A 13,503-nucleotide genomic window follows, 5' to 3' on the forward strand; every position below is an offset into this window, starting at 1 on the left:
CCCGGACCTCCCTCATCGGGTCGCGTGGACGAGGTTCACGTGGCCGGCCGCCTCGCGGTCCGCGTCCGTGTCGATGAAGGAGACGACCACGGGGGTGCTGCCGGCGGGGCCCGCGGCGTTCGCCCGCAGCCGGTAGCGCTCGACGCGGACCTCCCCGACGGCGAGCGCGGAGCCGCCCGTGAACAGCGACGGCGGCATGCGGTCGTTGGCGACGCGCAGGGCGGCCGGGCGCCAGGCGCCGGAGGCCGGTTCGCGCCGTTCCAGGGCGAAGCCCGGTCCGGCGCCCGGCCCGCCGCCGGACCCGTCGACGAGCGTCTCCATCTGGAACGCGACCAGGAGGTGCCGGTACGCGGCCGTGTTGCCGTTCCGCAGCGTGACCGTGAACTCCTGCGCCGGGCCCCCGCGTACGAGGGAGAGCCGGCCGCCCCGGGTCTCCACTGCCACCGTCAGGCGGGTCGGCGCCGCAGGCGGCGTCGTGGCCCGCGGCGCGGGCGCGGCGGGAGGCGCGGCGCCGGCGGAGGACGACGGGGCCGGTGGGACGGAGGCAATGGCCGAGACGCCGCCCGACGGGGACCCCCCGGGTGCCGGGGCCGACGCGCTCGCGGCAGCCGGTGCGGAGGACGGAGCGGCCGGGGCGGTCGGCGTAGGCGGGGCGGCCGGCTCGGAGGCCGCCCCCTTCGCCGTACGGTCCTTCTCCCCGCACCCGGCGGTGCCCGCCAGCAGGACGGCGGTGACGGCCGCGGCGGACAGGAGTCGGAAGGATCTGGCGCGTGCGGACATGACAGCGGTGCCCCCCGGATCGGCTGTGTCAGGAGCAGGAACCTAACAAGCACGGCGCCCGCCGACGAGCCCGCGCGGGCCTCGGACCGGCGACGGTTCGGTCACGGCGGCCGGGGTCCGGCGGGCAGGGGTCCGAGGCCTCGGACCGGCCCCGGCTCGCTCGTCGGCACCGCGTCGCGGGGCGCGCCGTGCGGGGTTTCGGCAGGATGGGGAGTGCCCGCCGGGCCCGGTCCGGTCCCGGTCCGGTTCCGGTCCGCCGAGGAGGCGCCATGTACAGCCTGCACGTCGAGCACCCCGTCACGGACTTCGCCGTGTGGAAAGGCGCCTTCGACCGTTTCGCCCCCGCCCGGCGGGAGGCGGGTGTGCGCGGCCACCGCGTCCTGCGCCCCGTGGACGACCCGGCGTACGTGGTCGTTGAGCTGGACTTCGACACCTCGGAGCAGGCCGAGGGCTTCCTGGAGTTCCTCACGGCCCGGGTCTGGTCCTCGCCCGAGTCCGCTCCCGCGCTGGTGGGCGCACCGCGGACCCGGATCCTGGAGTGCGAGGACCGCCTCTGAGCCGGCCGCCCGCAAGGATCGGCGCACACCGGGCGCCCCGCACGCCCCTTCTGCCCGCGCGCCCCGCGCTTCCCCGCACGGTCAGACGCGCAGGACCGCCTCCAGGACCGTGACCGCGCGCCCCGTGAGGTGGACGCGGTCGCCGTGGACCGCGACCCCGACCAGGCCGGTCCGTGCCGAGGCCTGAAAGCCGGTCATGCGGTCCGTGCGGCCCAGCCGCGCCGCCCAGTAGGGCGCCAGGGCCGTGTGGGCGCTGCCGGTGACCGGATCCTCGGGGATGCCCTCGGCGGGAGAGAAGAACCGGGAGACGAAGTCGTACGCCGGTTCGCCGGACCCCCCGGCGGAATCCGGGGCAGGCTGAGCCGACGCCGACGCCGACGCCGACGCCGACGCCGCAGCCGCCGTGACGATGACGCCGCGCAGCTCCTCGCGCCGGGTCAGGGTGGCGATCGCCCCGAGGTCGGGCCGTACCCCCCGTACGGCCGCCTCGTCGGGGAGCACCGTGAGCAGATCGCCGAGCGCCCCGGTGCGCAGCGTCGCGACCGGCGCAACCCCCAGGGCCTCGGTCAGTCCGCGGGGGACGGGGACCTCGGTTCCGGGGGCGGCCGGGAAGTCCAGGGTGAGGGACCCGTCCGGCTCGGGGTGCGCGGTGAGGACGCCGCTGAACCGGCTGCTGAAGCGGACCGGGCCGGTCAGCAGCCCCTCCTGCCGCAGGGCGTGCGCCGTGGCCAAAGTGGCATGGCCGCACAGATTGGTCTCGACGAGCGGAGTGAACCACCGGATCTCCCAGCCGGTCCCGGCTCCGGCCGGGAGCGGCCGGGCGAAGGCCGTCTCCGAATGGTTCAGTTCGGCGGCGATACGCCTGAGCCGGTGGTCGTCCGGCCAGGGCCCGGCCGGGAGCAGACAGACGCCCGCGGGGTTTCCGGCGAAGGGGCGGCTGGTGAAGGCGTCTACGATTTGGATGCGCATGCCGTGAACGTACCGAGGCCAATCCGGATCACGGCAAGGCCAATTCCCGGAAAGTGGCCGACGTAGGTGTCAGGTGAGCCGCTTCTCGAAGTTGAAGGCGGTCACGGCCAGTCGCTCCCGGAAGTAGAACCGGTGGGCATCGGTCCGCTGGGTGCCGGAGTCGAGGGTGAGGGCCGTGCACGCGGCCGCCCGGGCGTGCTCCTCCAGGTGGGCGAGGAGTGCGTGGCCCACGCCGGTGGAGCGCGCCGTCGCCCGGGTGACCAGGTCGTCGACGTAGAGCTTGCGGCCCTGGAAGGTGTTGGCGACGATCCGCCAGCCGGCCGCGCCCACGCACAGGCCCTCCGTGTCGTACGCGCCGGAGAAGCGCAGGCCCTGGCTGTGCCCCTCCGCGAGGATCGAACGGAACAGGTCCTCCGTCAGGTGGGTGCGCAGTTCCAGCAGCACCGGGAGGAGGTCCTCGGTCAGCCGGGGATCGCCCGGCTCGAAGTCGATGATCTTCATGGGGTCAGGGTAGTGCGGCGGTGGCGTGCGCCCCCACGGCGCCGCCCTGGGAGCGGCCCGGCGCCCGTGCCGCGGTGGTTCGACCAATCGGCTTGGTGTTGGCCGGCCCCCGCCGAGTGGCGGGACAGCGGGGTGGGTCCTCTCTAGGTTCTGGGGTGCGATTCATCCCCTTCTGTCTCCCTTGCGAAAGGTGGAATCATGTGTTCTGCGCGCACCCTGTTCTCCGTCCTCGCCGCCGGTGCCATCGTGTTCGGCGGTGCGTCCGCGGCTGCCGCCGACGTCACGGTCAACGTCGCCCCGCAGAACTCCTACACGCTCGTCTTCGGCGACTGGCTCCAGTTCGCCGCGGACGACGTGTTCAACGCGGGCCACGACAACACGGTCGGCTCCAACAACTGACCCACCCCCTGTAACGCCTCCCGGCCGTTCACGCGTTGCCACAGCCGCGGAACGGCCGAGGCCGGCCGGCCCCGCGGGCTCCGTGGCCTCTCCGCGGGTCCCACGCCTCCACGGGCTCCACGCCTCCACGGGTTCCGCGCTCACGGGGCGGGGAACGAGGCCCGCACCGTCAGCCCGCCCTCCGGGTTCGCCGCCGCCGAGGCGGAGCCCCGGTGGGCCACCGCTATCGAGCGGACCAGCGCCAGCCCCAGCCCGTGCCCGGTACCGACCCGCGACCGCGCGCGGCAGAACGCCGCGGTGATGCGGTAGGCGAGGCCCCCGTCCCTGGCCTTGGCGGCCGCGCCGGCCACCTCGTACAGCGGCGCCAGGAGCCGCCGCGAGACGACCCAGCCGGCGCCCAGACCCACCGCCATGATCACCAGGACCCCGCCGGCCGAGACGCCGAGCACCGCCGCCCGCACGTCCTGTTTCGTGCGGACCGGTTTGGTGGTGGCGGCGCCCTCGTACGGGCTCCCCTTCACCGGCGTCCGCACGGAGTGCGGCGGCACCGGACCACCGGGATGTCGTACGTCGGCAGGTACCGGATGCCGAAGCAGACGAGGGCCACCACCAGCGCGGCGCACACCGCGAGCGCCCCCGCGAAACCCGCGAACAGCCGCCCCCGGATGCCCAGTCGGCGCACCGGCGGACCGTACGGGCCGCGCGGCGCCCGCAGGGCACCCACACGTCGCCGCGGAAAGCGCGGGGTCCTCACGCGTCGTCGGGGCGGTAGCCGGCGCCGACCGCCGTCGAGGTGTGCCGCAAGCTCGCCCACGACGAGGGAAAGTGCGTCATCGTCGTCACCCACTCGCAGCCGGTGGTCGGGGCCTGCGACGAGATCCTCCGGCTCAAGTGGGGCAAGCTGTCCCTCCCGTAGGCGCCGGCCGGCGAATCCGGCGCGCGCCGCCGCAGCCGACGTGTCGAAATGGGAGGAACGGCTCCGACGTCCCCTGCGAAAGGCCCCCCGCCCGCGTCGGGGCCCGCGAACACAAAGGAGTGGCACCCCATGAAGTACATGCTGATGGTCCTCGGGAAGCAGGCCGACTACGAGGCCATGGCCGGCCGGGCGAGCGAGGGCAACCCGGCCTGGTCCGAAGCCGACGTGAAGGCGATGTTCGACCACATGGGCTCCCTGAACGACGACCTCGCCGAAGCGGGCGAGTGGGTCGACGGCCAGGGACTCGCCGAACCCCGCCAGGCCCGCCTGGTCACCGCCGGAGCCGACGGCGCCCCCGTGGTGAGCGACGGACCGTACGGGGAGACGAAGGAGGTACTGGCCGGCTACTGGATCATCGACGTCCCGGACTTCGCCCGGGCCGCCGAGATCGCCGCCCGCGCCCATGCCTGCCCCGTTCCCGAAGGCGCCCCGAATCCCCCGGTCGTCGTCCATCCCGTGGGCGGCGCCTCGGGGACCGAGATGTGACCGAGGCCCCAGGCCCCGGACGCGCCCCCGGACGCGCCCCCGGCCCCGGACGCGGAACCCCCGCGTCCGGGGAGGCCGCCGCGCACGAGGACCTGCTGCGCCACCTGGCCCCGCAGGTCCTCGGCGCGCTCGTCCGCCGCTACGGACACTTCGACGCGGCCGAGGACGCCGTACAGGAGGCCCTGCTCGCCGCCGCACGCCAGTGGCCCGCCGAAGGCCGCCCCCGCAACCCGCGCGGCTGGCTGATCCGGGTCGCCTCCCGCCGGCTCGTGGACCAGCTGCGCGCCGACGACTCCCGCCGCCGCCGCGAGGAGACCGCCGCCGCGCTGACCCCGCGCGACGCCTTCACCACCCCGCCGCCGGGCGAGGACCGGGCCCCCGCCGAGGACGACACGCTCAAACTGCTCTTCCTGTGCTGCGGGGCCGAGCTCTCCCCCGAGGCCCGGACCGCGCTCACCCTGCGCGCCGTGGGAGGCCTCACCACCGCCGAGATCGCCCGGGCCCACCTCGTCCCGGAGGCGACGATGGCCCAGCGCATCAGCCGCGCGAAACGGCGGATCAAGGCCTCGGGGGCGCCGTTCGGCCTCCCGGAGGCACAGGAGCACGCCGACCGGCTCGCCGACGTGCTGCACGTCCTCTACCTGATCTTCAACGAGGGCCATACCGCCACCTCCGGCCGCGACCTCCAGCGCGCCGACCTCGCCACCGAGGCGATCCGCCTCACCCGCTCCGTCCACCGGCTGCTCCCCGCCGACGGCGAGGTCGCCGGGCTGCTCGCCCTCATGCTGCTCACCGACGCCCGCCGCGCCGCCCGCACCACCCCGGACGGCGGCCTGGTCCCCCTCGCCGAGCAGGACCGCACCCGCTGGGACCGCGCCGCCGTCGCGGAGGGAGTCGCCCTGCTCACCGACGCCCTCACGCGCACCCGGCTCGGCCCCTACCAGCTGCGCGCCGCGATCGCCGCCGTCCACGACGAGGCCGCGAGCGACGAGGACACCGACTGGCCGCAGATCCTCGCCCTGTACGAGGTCCTGATCCGGATCGTGCCCGGCCCCGCGGAGCAGCTGGGCCGCGCGGTCGCCGTGGCCATGGTGCACGGACCACGCCGGGCCCTGGCCCTGCTGTCCGCCCTGGACGGCGACGACCGGCTGACCGGCACCCACCGCCTCGAGGCCGTACGGGCCCACCTGCTGGAACGGGCCGGTGACCTCCCGGCGGCCCGCGCCGCCTACGCCAGGGCGGCCGGGCTCACCCTCAGCATCCCGGAGCGCCGCTACCTCCAGGCGCGGGCGGCCCGTATCGCCGAGTGACCGACGGCGTCCGCATGACGGACACGGCACCCGGCTGTCAGACCCGCCCCCTACTCTTGATCACGTGAGCCCGACCAATGACACCACCGCCCCCGAGCGCCCCCTCGCCGAGATCAACGCCGACATCCGCTGCCTCTTCGCCCGCGCCGAGGGCCGCCTGTCCGACGCCGAACGCGTGCGTCACGCGAAGCTGCTCCAGGAGTGGGCCGCGGCGATAAGGGCCTCGGTCGTACCGGCCGCCTGACGATGCCCCGGAACCCGCGCACCCGGCCCCCGGCCGGGCCCGCGCGGCCGATCCGCGGCCCCACCCCCACCCTCGCGCCGGACCGATGAATCCCCGGGCCGGCGGCAGTCTTCTCCCACGAGCTCCACGAGCACCCGTACGCGAGCTCCACGAGCACCCGTACGCGAGAGAAGCGAGATGGTGGACATGAGCGACCCGCACGGTCCGAGCGACCTGCACGGCCTCCTCCAGGCACACATCGAGGACGGAACCCTCCCCGGCGCGGTCGCACTGATCGCCCACGGCGACGACGTCGAGGTGGCGGCCGCCGGCTCCGTCGACACCGCCGGCTCGGCCCCCATGGCCCGCGACTCCCTCTTCCGGATCGCCTCGATCACCAAGCCGGTGACCGCCGCGGCGACGATGATGCTGGTCGAGGACGGTTCGCTCACCCTCGACGCGCCCGTCGCGCGCTGGCTCCCCGAACTCGCCGCGCCCATGGTCGTCCGCACGCCGTCCTCTCCCGTCGACGACGTGGTCCCCGCCCAGCGCCCGATCACCGTCGAGGACCTCCTCACCTTCCGCGCGGGATACGGCTTCCCCTCCGACTTCTCGCTTCCCGCGGTCCAGCTGCTCTTCAGCGAGCTGAAGCAGGGCCCGCCACAGCCGCAGCAGGTCGCCAGCCCCGACGCCTGGACCGCGGCCCTGGCCCGCATCCCGCTCCTCCACCAGCCGGGCCGGGCCTGGCTGTACAACACCTGCTCCGACATCCTCGGAGTCCTCCTCGCCCGCGCCGCCGCGATGCCCCTCCCGGACCTCCTGGCGGAGCGCGTCTTCGAGCCCCTCGGCATGACCGACACCGGCTTCGCCGTACCGCAGGCCCGGCTCCACCGCCTCACCTCCTACTACCGCGCCGCCCCCGACGGGGGTGCCCCCGAACTCCTCGACGCCCCCGACGGCCAGTGGGCCCGTCAGCCCGCCTTCCCCTCCGGGGCGGGCGGCCTCGTCTCCACGGCGGACGACTGGCTCGCCTTCGGCCGGATGCTGCTCGCGGAGGGCGCGTACGAGGGCGGGCGGCTGCTCTCCCCGGAGTCCGTGCGCCGGATGACCACCGACCACCTCACGGCGGAGCAGCGCGCGGCGGGAACCCTCTTCCTGGAGGGCCAGGGATGGGGCTTCGGCGGCTCGGTCGACGTGGACCGCCTCGACCCGTGGAACGTCCCGGGCCGTTACGGCTGGACCGGCGGCACCGGCACCGCCGCCCACGTGGTCCCCGCCACCGGCACGGTCGCCGTCCTCCTCACCCAGCGGGAGCTGAGCGGCCCGTCCTCGCCCGGCCTCATGCGGGACTTCTGGCGGTACGCCGCCGCGCGCCGCTGAGGGGGAGGGGGTAGCCCCGCGCGGACGGGGCATCCGGAAGGCATGGAGACTTCCACTCAACTCCGCGAAGAACCGGGGAAGTCGGCGAGATCCGGCTCCCGCTGGCTGGTGCGGACGGCAGCCGTGCTCGTGGCCCTCGCCGCGCTGCTCGTCATCGCGGGCCGTTTCAGCCTCGTCCCCGGCTTCGGCGCGCTCTTCGGCGACGAGACCCGCGACCGGACGGGCCCCGCCGTGCTCAAGTCGATCCAGGACATGAGCCGGTACGAGGGCGCGGCCGGGAACTACCAGGTCGTGGTGGACCTGGAGAAGGACGCGAAGCTGCTGCCCGACGCCATCCGCGGCACCCGCACCCTGTATGTGGGCGCCGGCACGGTCAGCGCGTACGTCGACCTCGGCCGCCTCGGCGAGCAGAGCGTCACCGTCAACGAGGACCGCACCGAGGCCGTCCTGCGGCTGCCGCACGCCGGCCTCGGCGACCCCGCCCTCGACCCCGCCCGCTCCTACGCGGTGTCCAAGGAACGAGGACTCCTGGACCGCCTCGGCGACTTCTTCTCCGGCAACCCGGCCGGTGAGCAGGCCGTACAGAAGCTCGCCGTCCGGCACATCGCCGACGCCGCCCGCGACAGCGGCCTCACCCAGCGGGCGGAGAAGAACACCGCCGCGATGCTGGAGGGGCTGCTGCGCTCCCTCGGCTTCAGCCGGGTCACCGTCACCTTCGTCTAGACCAGGCCGTCTCTTTCGGATCTTGTCGGCCGAGCCCGCGGCGTCCGGTGCCGTGCACGGCAAGACGCAGGGGCGCACCGTGTACGGGGGACGTGTACGGGGGACGTACCCGGGCGCTCCGACAGCGCGGCCAGGTGTGGTGCCGGGAGTCTTGCCGGGCGTCGCCGGCCCGGCAAGACCCGTAAGAGAAGGCCGAGACCTGCCGCCGCCGGTGACCGGGGAGCCCCCGGCTACGGCGGCGGACCGCCGCCCAGGCGCTCCCGAAGCAGCCGCTTGTCCGGCTTGCCGCGGGCCGTCAGCGGGATCTCCCGCTCCCAGAACACCGCCGTGGGCCGGTGGGCCGGAGCCAGCGCCCTTTCCACCAGGTCACACGCCTCCACGGCCGTCTCCGCGCTCCCGGTCCAGCCCGCGGAAGGCACGAGGAACGCGCACACCTCCTCGCCCGTCAGGTCGCTGTGCCGGCCCACCACCACCGCCCGCGTCACCCCCGGATGCCGGGTCAGGGCCGCCTCGACCGGCAGGCAGTACACGTTGTCCCCGTCGACCATCACCACGTCCTTGACCCGGTCGTCGAGGTACAGGTACCCGTCCGGCCCGAGGTGCCCCAGATCCCCGGTCCGCAGCCACCCCCCGCTCAGCGCCCCGTCCGTCAGGTCGGGCCTGCCCCAGTACCCGGCCATCATCGCCGCCGACCGCATCCACACCTCGCCCGTACGCCCGCCGGGCACCGCCGCGCCCCGCTCGTCGCGGACCTCCACCTCGACCCCCGCGACGGGCCGCCCCGCCGAGGCCAGCAGCTCCGGCCTGCCGGTCACCGCGGCCTCGTGGTCGGCGGGGGTCAGCCGGCAGATCACCGCCGCCTCGTTCATGCCGTAGCCCTGCTGCCACCGTCCGCCCCAGCGGGACACCGCCTCCCGCAGCCGCTCCGGGTGGACGGGCGAATCGCCGTACGAGACCGCCTCCAGACCGGGCACGCCCGCGGCGGTCTCCGGGTCGTCCAGCAGGCGGTACACCATCGAGGTGGTCAGGTACGTCGACACCCGCCCCAGACGCCGGCAGGCGGCGGCGAACTCCCGTGGCCCGAACGGGTCGAGGACCTCCACCCGGCCCCCGGCCCGCAGCTGTTCCACGCACCGCCCGCCGGACCGCTGGGCCAGGGACGTGACCGACAGGTAGACCGGCTCCGCCCATCCCGCGTCGCGCGCGGAGTTCCGCGCGGCCATCGCGCCGAAGGTGGAGGCCACCCCCTTGGGCCGTCCCGTGGTCCCGCCGGTGTAGGTCACGCGGGCCACGTCGTCCTCGCGGGCCCGTACGGGAATCACCGTGCCCTCCCGCGCGGCGGCCCGCCCGAGCAGCTCGTCCAGGCCGATCCGGGGAACCCCGGTTGCCGGCACCGGCACGTCGTGCACCACCAGGCCGGGCCGGCAGTCCCGCAGGATGAAGTCCAGCCCGTACAGGGCCGGTCCGGCGAGCACCTGCGTGAGCCGCGCGCCCAGCACGTGCGCGGCGAGGCGTACCGCCAGCACCTCGGGGCGGTTGCGGCCCGTCACGCAGGCGAGTCCCGACCCGCGCCGGACGCCCGCCTCCGCGAGCACCCCCGCCAGCCGGTACACCGCGTCCAGCACCTCCGCGTAACGCGCGACATCGGGGCCGACGCCGATCGCCGGCCGCTCCGCGTGCCGCTCGAACGACTCCACCAGTTCTGTGACATACCGTGCGGCCACCACGTACGACCCGCCTTTCCGTGCGTTCCGGCCGACCGTACAGGCCGTGCGGGGCGTGCCGCGCTCCCCGCCCGGGGCGCCGGGCGCACGGCCGATCGGGTGAAGCTGCGGAACCTGTCGGAGGTCCGGGCGTTGATCAAGGCGCTCACCACCGTGCACTCGTGCAACAGAAAGACCTTGAACCATGATGATCAAGAAGATGATGGCCACCGCCGCCGCCACCGCGTCGATCCTGGGAGCCGGCGCCGCCGTCGCCGCCCCGGCCATGGCCATTGGCAACGACAACGGGATCAACACGGTCAACGGCAACGGTGCCCAGCAGATCTACGGCAACCAGAAGACCGCCGGTGACCTGAGCCCGCAGCTCGGCCTCGTCCAGGGCACCCTGAACAAGCCCTGCATCGGCCTGCCGGCCAAGCTCAACGTCCAGTCGCTGGTCGCACTGGTCAACGTCGGTGTCCAGGACATCAACGTCCTGTCCAACCCGCAGAACCAGCAGTGCACCGAGAACTCCACCCAGGCCAAGGGCGACGAGCCGCTCTCGCACATCCTCAGCAACATCCCGGTCCTCTCGGGCAACCTGTCCGCCGGCAGCTGACGCAGTCCCCTCTGCGAGCCGGGGCCTCCGACGCCTGCGCGAGTGCCCACGGGGCCCCGGCTTGTCCCACCCGGATCCACGGATCCGAACCTTCCGCAGGCGTGCGCCAGCCGCGAGGCCGTCCAGGCGGGCACCGCATCGCACACCACAGAGCCTCCCGCCCCTCGTCAGGGGCAGGGGGCTCCGTGGTGTGCGCCGCGCGCGGTGCGCGTCATGGCCCTGGAACTGCGTCACCTCCGCCATCTGACCGCCTTCGCCGAGCACGGCGGTTTCACCCGCGCCGCCGAGGAACTGCGGATCTTCCCAGTCCACGCTCTCCCGGCAGATCAAGCAGCCCGAACACACCGTCGGCGCGCAGTTGTTGGACCGCACGGGCCGCGCCGTCCGGCTGACCGGCTCCGGTGCGACGTACGTCCACCACGCGCGCGGCGCCCTACGGGACCTCGCCACCGCCGAGCGGGCCGTCCAGGACATCGCCGGCCTCTCCCGCGGAAGCGTGCGCCTCGCCCTGACCCCCACCTTCTCCGCGTACCTCCTGGGTCCGCCCGCCGCCGCGCTGTACACCGCCCACCCCGGCATCACCCTCGATGTCCGCGAGATGCCCCAGGACCGCGTCGAAGCGGGGCTGCTCGCCGACGACCACGACCCGGGCATCGCCTTCCACGGCCCCCACGCGGCCGGGATCGCCGCCGCGCCGCTGTTCACGGAGACCCTCGGCCTCGTCACGGCGGCCACCGCCCAGGACCCGGAGCCCGCCGGGCCGCTCTCCGTGCGCGAGCCGGCCGGTCGCCGACTGGCCCTGCTCGGCGGGGACTTCGCCACCCGCGGACACGTCGACGCCTGCCTCGCCGCCCACGGCGTCCGGCCGCACGTCGCGGTCGAGGCCAACCCGGTGCAGGCGCTCAGCGAGACCGTCCGGCGGACCACGCCGGCCACCGTGCTCCCGGACGCCGTCACCGACGACGACCCGCACTTGCGGCCCGTCCCGCCGGAACCCGCGCTCCCGCGTCCCCGCCGGCGCACGACACGGCCGAGGGCACGACGGTCCTTGCCTGCCCGGCCGGGGCATGTCTAGCTTCGGGGCATGACCACTGATCCGCAGCGCTTCGAGATCCTGCTGGTACCCGGACACATCGAGAACCTTCGAGGCGCCGAGCCGGCGTCCAAGGCCCTGCGGTCCGCCGTGGTCGAGGCCACCGGCGAGACGGGCGCCTCGGGATACCCCCGCTACCGGGGCCAGGGCCTGGAGGCCGACATCGATCCGCGTACGCGCACGGTGGAGGCCCTGCTCGTCGACGGCTCGGAACTGGACTACGGACTGACCGCGCTGGTCGCGGCCGAGCGTCAGGGCGACGAGCGGCAGGCCCCGAAGCGTCAAGGCCCCGAGCGTCAGGACCCCTAGCGTCAGGCCTGAGGGTCCACCGGCCGGTGGACGCGAAGTTCAGCCTGCCGGACGTCATGGCCGCCCAGGCCCGCCGAGCATGATCCAGGCATGACCCAACTACCCGTCCGTATGGCCCGATGGAGCGCGCGGCACGCAGGGCGAGCGATCGCCGGCTGGTTCGCCTTCGTCGTCCTCTGTCCCGGTGCCGGCATCGCCCTCGGCACCCACCAGGCCACCTCCGAGGACTTCCGCCTCGGCGAGGCCGGCCGCGCCGAGGCGATCGCGGCCGACGGCAGCCTGGAGCGCAGGCCGACCGAGCAGGTACTCATACGGTCCCGGTCCGGCCCGCCGGACGCGGCGGCGGACGCCGCCGCCCGGGACCTCACCGGGCGCATGCGTCGACTGCCCCAGGTGGACCGTGTGGTGGCCCCGTCCGCTCCGCCGACGGCGCGGTCCTGATGGTGTCGGTGGTCATGGGGGCCCGGGTGGCCGCGGGTCACCCGGACCTCATCGTGGAGGAGACGGGCTCTCCGGCCATGACCGGAACGCCGACCATGGCGGCGGTGCCCAGCGCGAGGTGCACGTCGAAACGGGCGGAGGCGTCACGGGAGAGGTAGACCCCCCCCTGAGTCCCCGCAGGGAGTGCCCGGCCCGTCGCGCCACACCCGATGCGTCCACGCGGGAATGCCACGTCAGACGGTGTATTTATGCCGTATGTCCCTTGTCGTCGTGTCATGGCAGGGGAACACCAGCCCGGCGAACAGCGCTCCGGCGAGCAGTGCCGCTCAACGCCTCGGTCGGCGGCCTGCGGGCCGCGGGCCTCGTCGCGCGGCCCGAACGGCCCCCGAACCGAAGGAAGCTCCTCCATGTCCGACCTCAGCCTCGACGCGCAGACCGCCCTGGTCCTGATCGACCTGCAGAAGGGCATCCTCGCCCTCCCCACGGCCAGGCCCGCGGGCGAGGTGCTGAAGCAGGGCATCCGGCTCGCGGAGGCCTTCCGGGCCCACAAGCTGCCCGTCATCCTGGTGAAGGTCGCCTGGTCCGCGGACGGGGGCGACCTGCCCACCACCGAAGTCGACCGCCCCGGCCCGGCGGCCGCGCCCCCGGCCGCGTTCTCCGAGATCCCGCCCGAACTCGCCGCCCTCGGCGACGTCGTCGTCACCAAGCGGCACTGGGGCGCCTTCACCGGTACCGAGCTCGACCTCCAGCTGCGCCGCCGCGGCATCCACCGCATCGTCCTGGCCGGCATCTCCACCAGTGTCGGTGTGGAGTCCACCGCCCGTACCGCCTGGGAGAACAGCTACGGGCTGGTCTTCGCGGAGGACGCCACCGCCGACACCGACGCGGAGTCCCACGCGCACAGCTTCGGCAAGATCTTCCCGCGCATCGGCCGGGTCGCCGGCACCGCCGAGGTCATCGCCGCACTGGACGCCTGAGCGAACGCGCCGGCCCGGCCCCCTCGTCGAGGGGACCGGGCCGGTGTCACACGGTCA

The 13,503-nt window shown here is 74.6% G+C and carries 18 protein-coding genes and 1 pseudogene; 13 read left to right on the forward strand and 6 right to left on the reverse strand.

From position 1 onward, the window contains the following. Window positions 1-12: 12 nt before the first annotated feature. Window positions 13-780 carry a hypothetical protein gene (locus tag OTB16_RS08955; protein ID WP_267719443.1) on the reverse strand — a complete coding sequence of 256 codons (768 nt, stop codon included), beginning with the start codon at window positions 778-780 and terminating at the stop codon, window positions 13-15. A 269-nt stretch (window positions 781-1,049) separates the two neighbouring features. On the opposite strand from OTB16_RS08955, the gene OTB16_RS08960 reads away from it, so the two are divergent. Beyond that, window positions 1,050-1,337, forward strand: a complete 288-nt coding sequence (locus OTB16_RS08960) for a hypothetical protein (RefSeq protein WP_267719444.1) — start codon at window positions 1,050-1,052, stop codon at window positions 1,335-1,337. Between the two features lie 81 nt (window positions 1,338-1,418). Here OTB16_RS08960 and OTB16_RS08965 read toward each other — a convergent pair whose 3' ends face one another. Next, window positions 1,419-2,306 (reverse strand): PhzF family phenazine biosynthesis protein, encoded by an 888-nt coding sequence (locus OTB16_RS08965; RefSeq protein WP_267719445.1) that lies wholly within the window; start codon window positions 2,304-2,306, stop codon window positions 1,419-1,421. Between the two features lie 69 nt (window positions 2,307-2,375). Beyond that, on the reverse strand, window positions 2,376-2,807 hold the full coding sequence (locus OTB16_RS08970) for a GNAT family N-acetyltransferase (protein WP_267719446.1): 432 nt from the start codon (window positions 2,805-2,807) through the stop codon (window positions 2,376-2,378). Window positions 2,808-3,005: 198 nt separating this feature from the next. On the opposite strand from OTB16_RS08970, the gene OTB16_RS08975 reads away from it, so the two are divergent. Further along, on the forward strand, window positions 3,006-3,206 hold the full coding sequence (locus OTB16_RS08975) for a hypothetical protein (protein WP_267719447.1): 201 nt from the start codon (window positions 3,006-3,008) through the stop codon (window positions 3,204-3,206). Between the two features lie 140 nt (window positions 3,207-3,346). Here the strand turns inward: OTB16_RS08975 and OTB16_RS08980 are convergent, their stop codons facing one another. Next, entirely contained in the window at window positions 3,347-3,727 is a 381-nt protein-coding gene (locus OTB16_RS08980) for an ATP-binding protein (protein ID WP_267719448.1), read from the reverse strand. After that, window positions 3,724-3,888 carry a hypothetical protein gene (locus OTB16_RS08985; RefSeq protein ID WP_267719449.1) on the reverse strand — a complete coding sequence of 55 codons (165 nt, stop codon included), beginning with the start codon at window positions 3,886-3,888 and terminating at the stop codon, window positions 3,724-3,726. Before OTB16_RS08985 ends, OTB16_RS08980 begins: the two co-directional genes overlap by 4 nt. 111 nt (window positions 3,889-3,999) lie before the next feature. On the opposite strand from OTB16_RS08985, the gene OTB16_RS08990 reads away from it, so the two are divergent. The 6 genes from OTB16_RS08990 (at window position 4,000) to OTB16_RS09015 (ending at window position 8,304) form a co-directional block, all read left to right on the forward strand. Next, on the forward strand, window positions 4,000-4,122 hold the full coding sequence (locus OTB16_RS08990) for a hypothetical protein (RefSeq protein WP_267719450.1): 123 nt from the start codon (window positions 4,000-4,002) through the stop codon (window positions 4,120-4,122). A 129-nt stretch (window positions 4,123-4,251) separates the two neighbouring features. Further along, window positions 4,252-4,668, forward strand: coding sequence for a YciI family protein (locus OTB16_RS08995; RefSeq protein ID WP_267719451.1), 417 nt, complete (start codon window positions 4,252-4,254; stop codon window positions 4,666-4,668). A 92-nt stretch (window positions 4,669-4,760) separates the two neighbouring features. Beyond that, complete coding sequence (locus tag OTB16_RS09000) at window positions 4,761-5,978, forward strand: RNA polymerase sigma factor (RefSeq protein WP_267719630.1); 1,218 nt, start codon at window positions 4,761-4,763, stop codon at window positions 5,976-5,978. Between the two features lie 64 nt (window positions 5,979-6,042). Continuing rightward, entirely contained in the window at window positions 6,043-6,222 is a 180-nt protein-coding gene (locus OTB16_RS09005) for a hypothetical protein (protein ID WP_267719452.1), read from the forward strand. Between the two features lie 186 nt (window positions 6,223-6,408). Beyond that, the gene (locus OTB16_RS09010) at window positions 6,409-7,581 is read left to right on the forward strand and encodes a serine hydrolase domain-containing protein (RefSeq protein WP_267719453.1); all 1,173 of its coding nucleotides are present in this window, start codon (window positions 6,409-6,411) and stop codon (window positions 7,579-7,581) included. 42 nt (window positions 7,582-7,623) lie between these two features. Next, entirely contained in the window at window positions 7,624-8,304 is a 681-nt protein-coding gene (locus OTB16_RS09015) for a DUF4230 domain-containing protein (protein WP_267719454.1), read from the forward strand. Window positions 8,305-8,534: 230 nt separating this feature from the next. Here OTB16_RS09015 and OTB16_RS09020 read toward each other — a convergent pair whose 3' ends face one another. Next, entirely contained in the window at window positions 8,535-10,028 is a 1,494-nt protein-coding gene (locus OTB16_RS09020; RefSeq protein WP_267719455.1) for an AMP-binding protein, read from the reverse strand. 187 nt (window positions 10,029-10,215) lie between these two features. Between OTB16_RS09020 and OTB16_RS09025 the strand changes: the two genes are divergently transcribed. The 5 genes and pseudogenes from OTB16_RS09025 (at window position 10,216) to OTB16_RS09045 (ending at window position 13,446) form a co-directional block, all read left to right on the forward strand. After that, the gene (locus OTB16_RS09025; RefSeq protein ID WP_267719631.1) at window positions 10,216-10,626 is read left to right on the forward strand and encodes a rodlin; all 411 of its coding nucleotides are present in this window, start codon (window positions 10,216-10,218) and stop codon (window positions 10,624-10,626) included. 358 nt (window positions 10,627-10,984) lie between these two features. Beyond that, window positions 10,985-11,701 (forward strand): LysR substrate-binding domain-containing protein, encoded by a 717-nt coding sequence (locus OTB16_RS09030; protein WP_324290787.1) that lies wholly within the window; start codon window positions 10,985-10,987, stop codon window positions 11,699-11,701. A gap of 9 nt (window positions 11,702-11,710) precedes the next feature. Continuing rightward, window positions 11,711-12,028 (forward strand): hypothetical protein, encoded by a 318-nt coding sequence (locus OTB16_RS09035; protein ID WP_267719456.1) that lies wholly within the window; start codon window positions 11,711-11,713, stop codon window positions 12,026-12,028. A gap of 90 nt (window positions 12,029-12,118) precedes the next feature. Then, window positions 12,119-12,552 (forward strand): annotated as a pseudogene (locus OTB16_RS09040) (MMPL family transporter); the annotation flags it as partial. A gap of 324 nt (window positions 12,553-12,876) precedes the next feature. Next, the gene (locus tag OTB16_RS09045) at window positions 12,877-13,446 is read left to right on the forward strand and encodes a hydrolase (RefSeq protein WP_267719458.1); all 570 of its coding nucleotides are present in this window, start codon (window positions 12,877-12,879) and stop codon (window positions 13,444-13,446) included. The last annotated feature ends 57 nt before the right edge of the window (window positions 13,447-13,503 follow it).

The sequence above is a fragment of the Streptomyces antarcticus genome (assembly GCF_026627255.1).
Classification (GTDB): Bacteria; Actinomycetota; Actinomycetes; order Streptomycetales; family Streptomycetaceae; genus Streptomyces; species Streptomyces antarcticus.

Excerpts from the sequence above, each read along its gene's own strand:
- OTB16_RS08955 (WP_267719443.1), bottom strand. The coding sequence starts at position 780 with ATGTCCGCACGCGCCAGATCCTTCCGACTCCTGTCCGCCGCGGCCGTC.
- OTB16_RS08960 (WP_267719444.1), top strand. The coding sequence starts at position 1,050 with ATGTACAGCCTGCACGTCGAGCACCCCGTCACGGACTTCGCCGTGTGG.
- OTB16_RS08965 (WP_267719445.1), bottom strand. The coding sequence starts at position 2,306 with ATGCGCATCCAAATCGTAGACGCCTTCACCAGCCGCCCCTTCGCCGGA.
- OTB16_RS08970 (WP_267719446.1), bottom strand. The coding sequence starts at position 2,807 with ATGAAGATCATCGACTTCGAGCCGGGCGATCCCCGGCTGACCGAGGAC.
- OTB16_RS08975 (WP_267719447.1), top strand. The coding sequence starts at position 3,006 with ATGTGTTCTGCGCGCACCCTGTTCTCCGTCCTCGCCGCCGGTGCCATC.
- OTB16_RS08995 (WP_267719451.1), top strand. The coding sequence starts at position 4,252 with ATGAAGTACATGCTGATGGTCCTCGGGAAGCAGGCCGACTACGAGGCC.
- OTB16_RS09010 (WP_267719453.1), top strand. The coding sequence starts at position 6,409 with ATGAGCGACCCGCACGGTCCGAGCGACCTGCACGGCCTCCTCCAGGCA.
- OTB16_RS09015 (WP_267719454.1), top strand. The coding sequence starts at position 7,624 with ATGGAGACTTCCACTCAACTCCGCGAAGAACCGGGGAAGTCGGCGAGA.
- OTB16_RS09025 (WP_267719631.1), top strand. The coding sequence starts at position 10,216 with ATGATCAAGAAGATGATGGCCACCGCCGCCGCCACCGCGTCGATCCTG.
- OTB16_RS09035 (WP_267719456.1), top strand. The coding sequence starts at position 11,711 with ATGACCACTGATCCGCAGCGCTTCGAGATCCTGCTGGTACCCGGACAC.
- OTB16_RS09045 (WP_267719458.1), top strand. The coding sequence starts at position 12,877 with ATGTCCGACCTCAGCCTCGACGCGCAGACCGCCCTGGTCCTGATCGAC.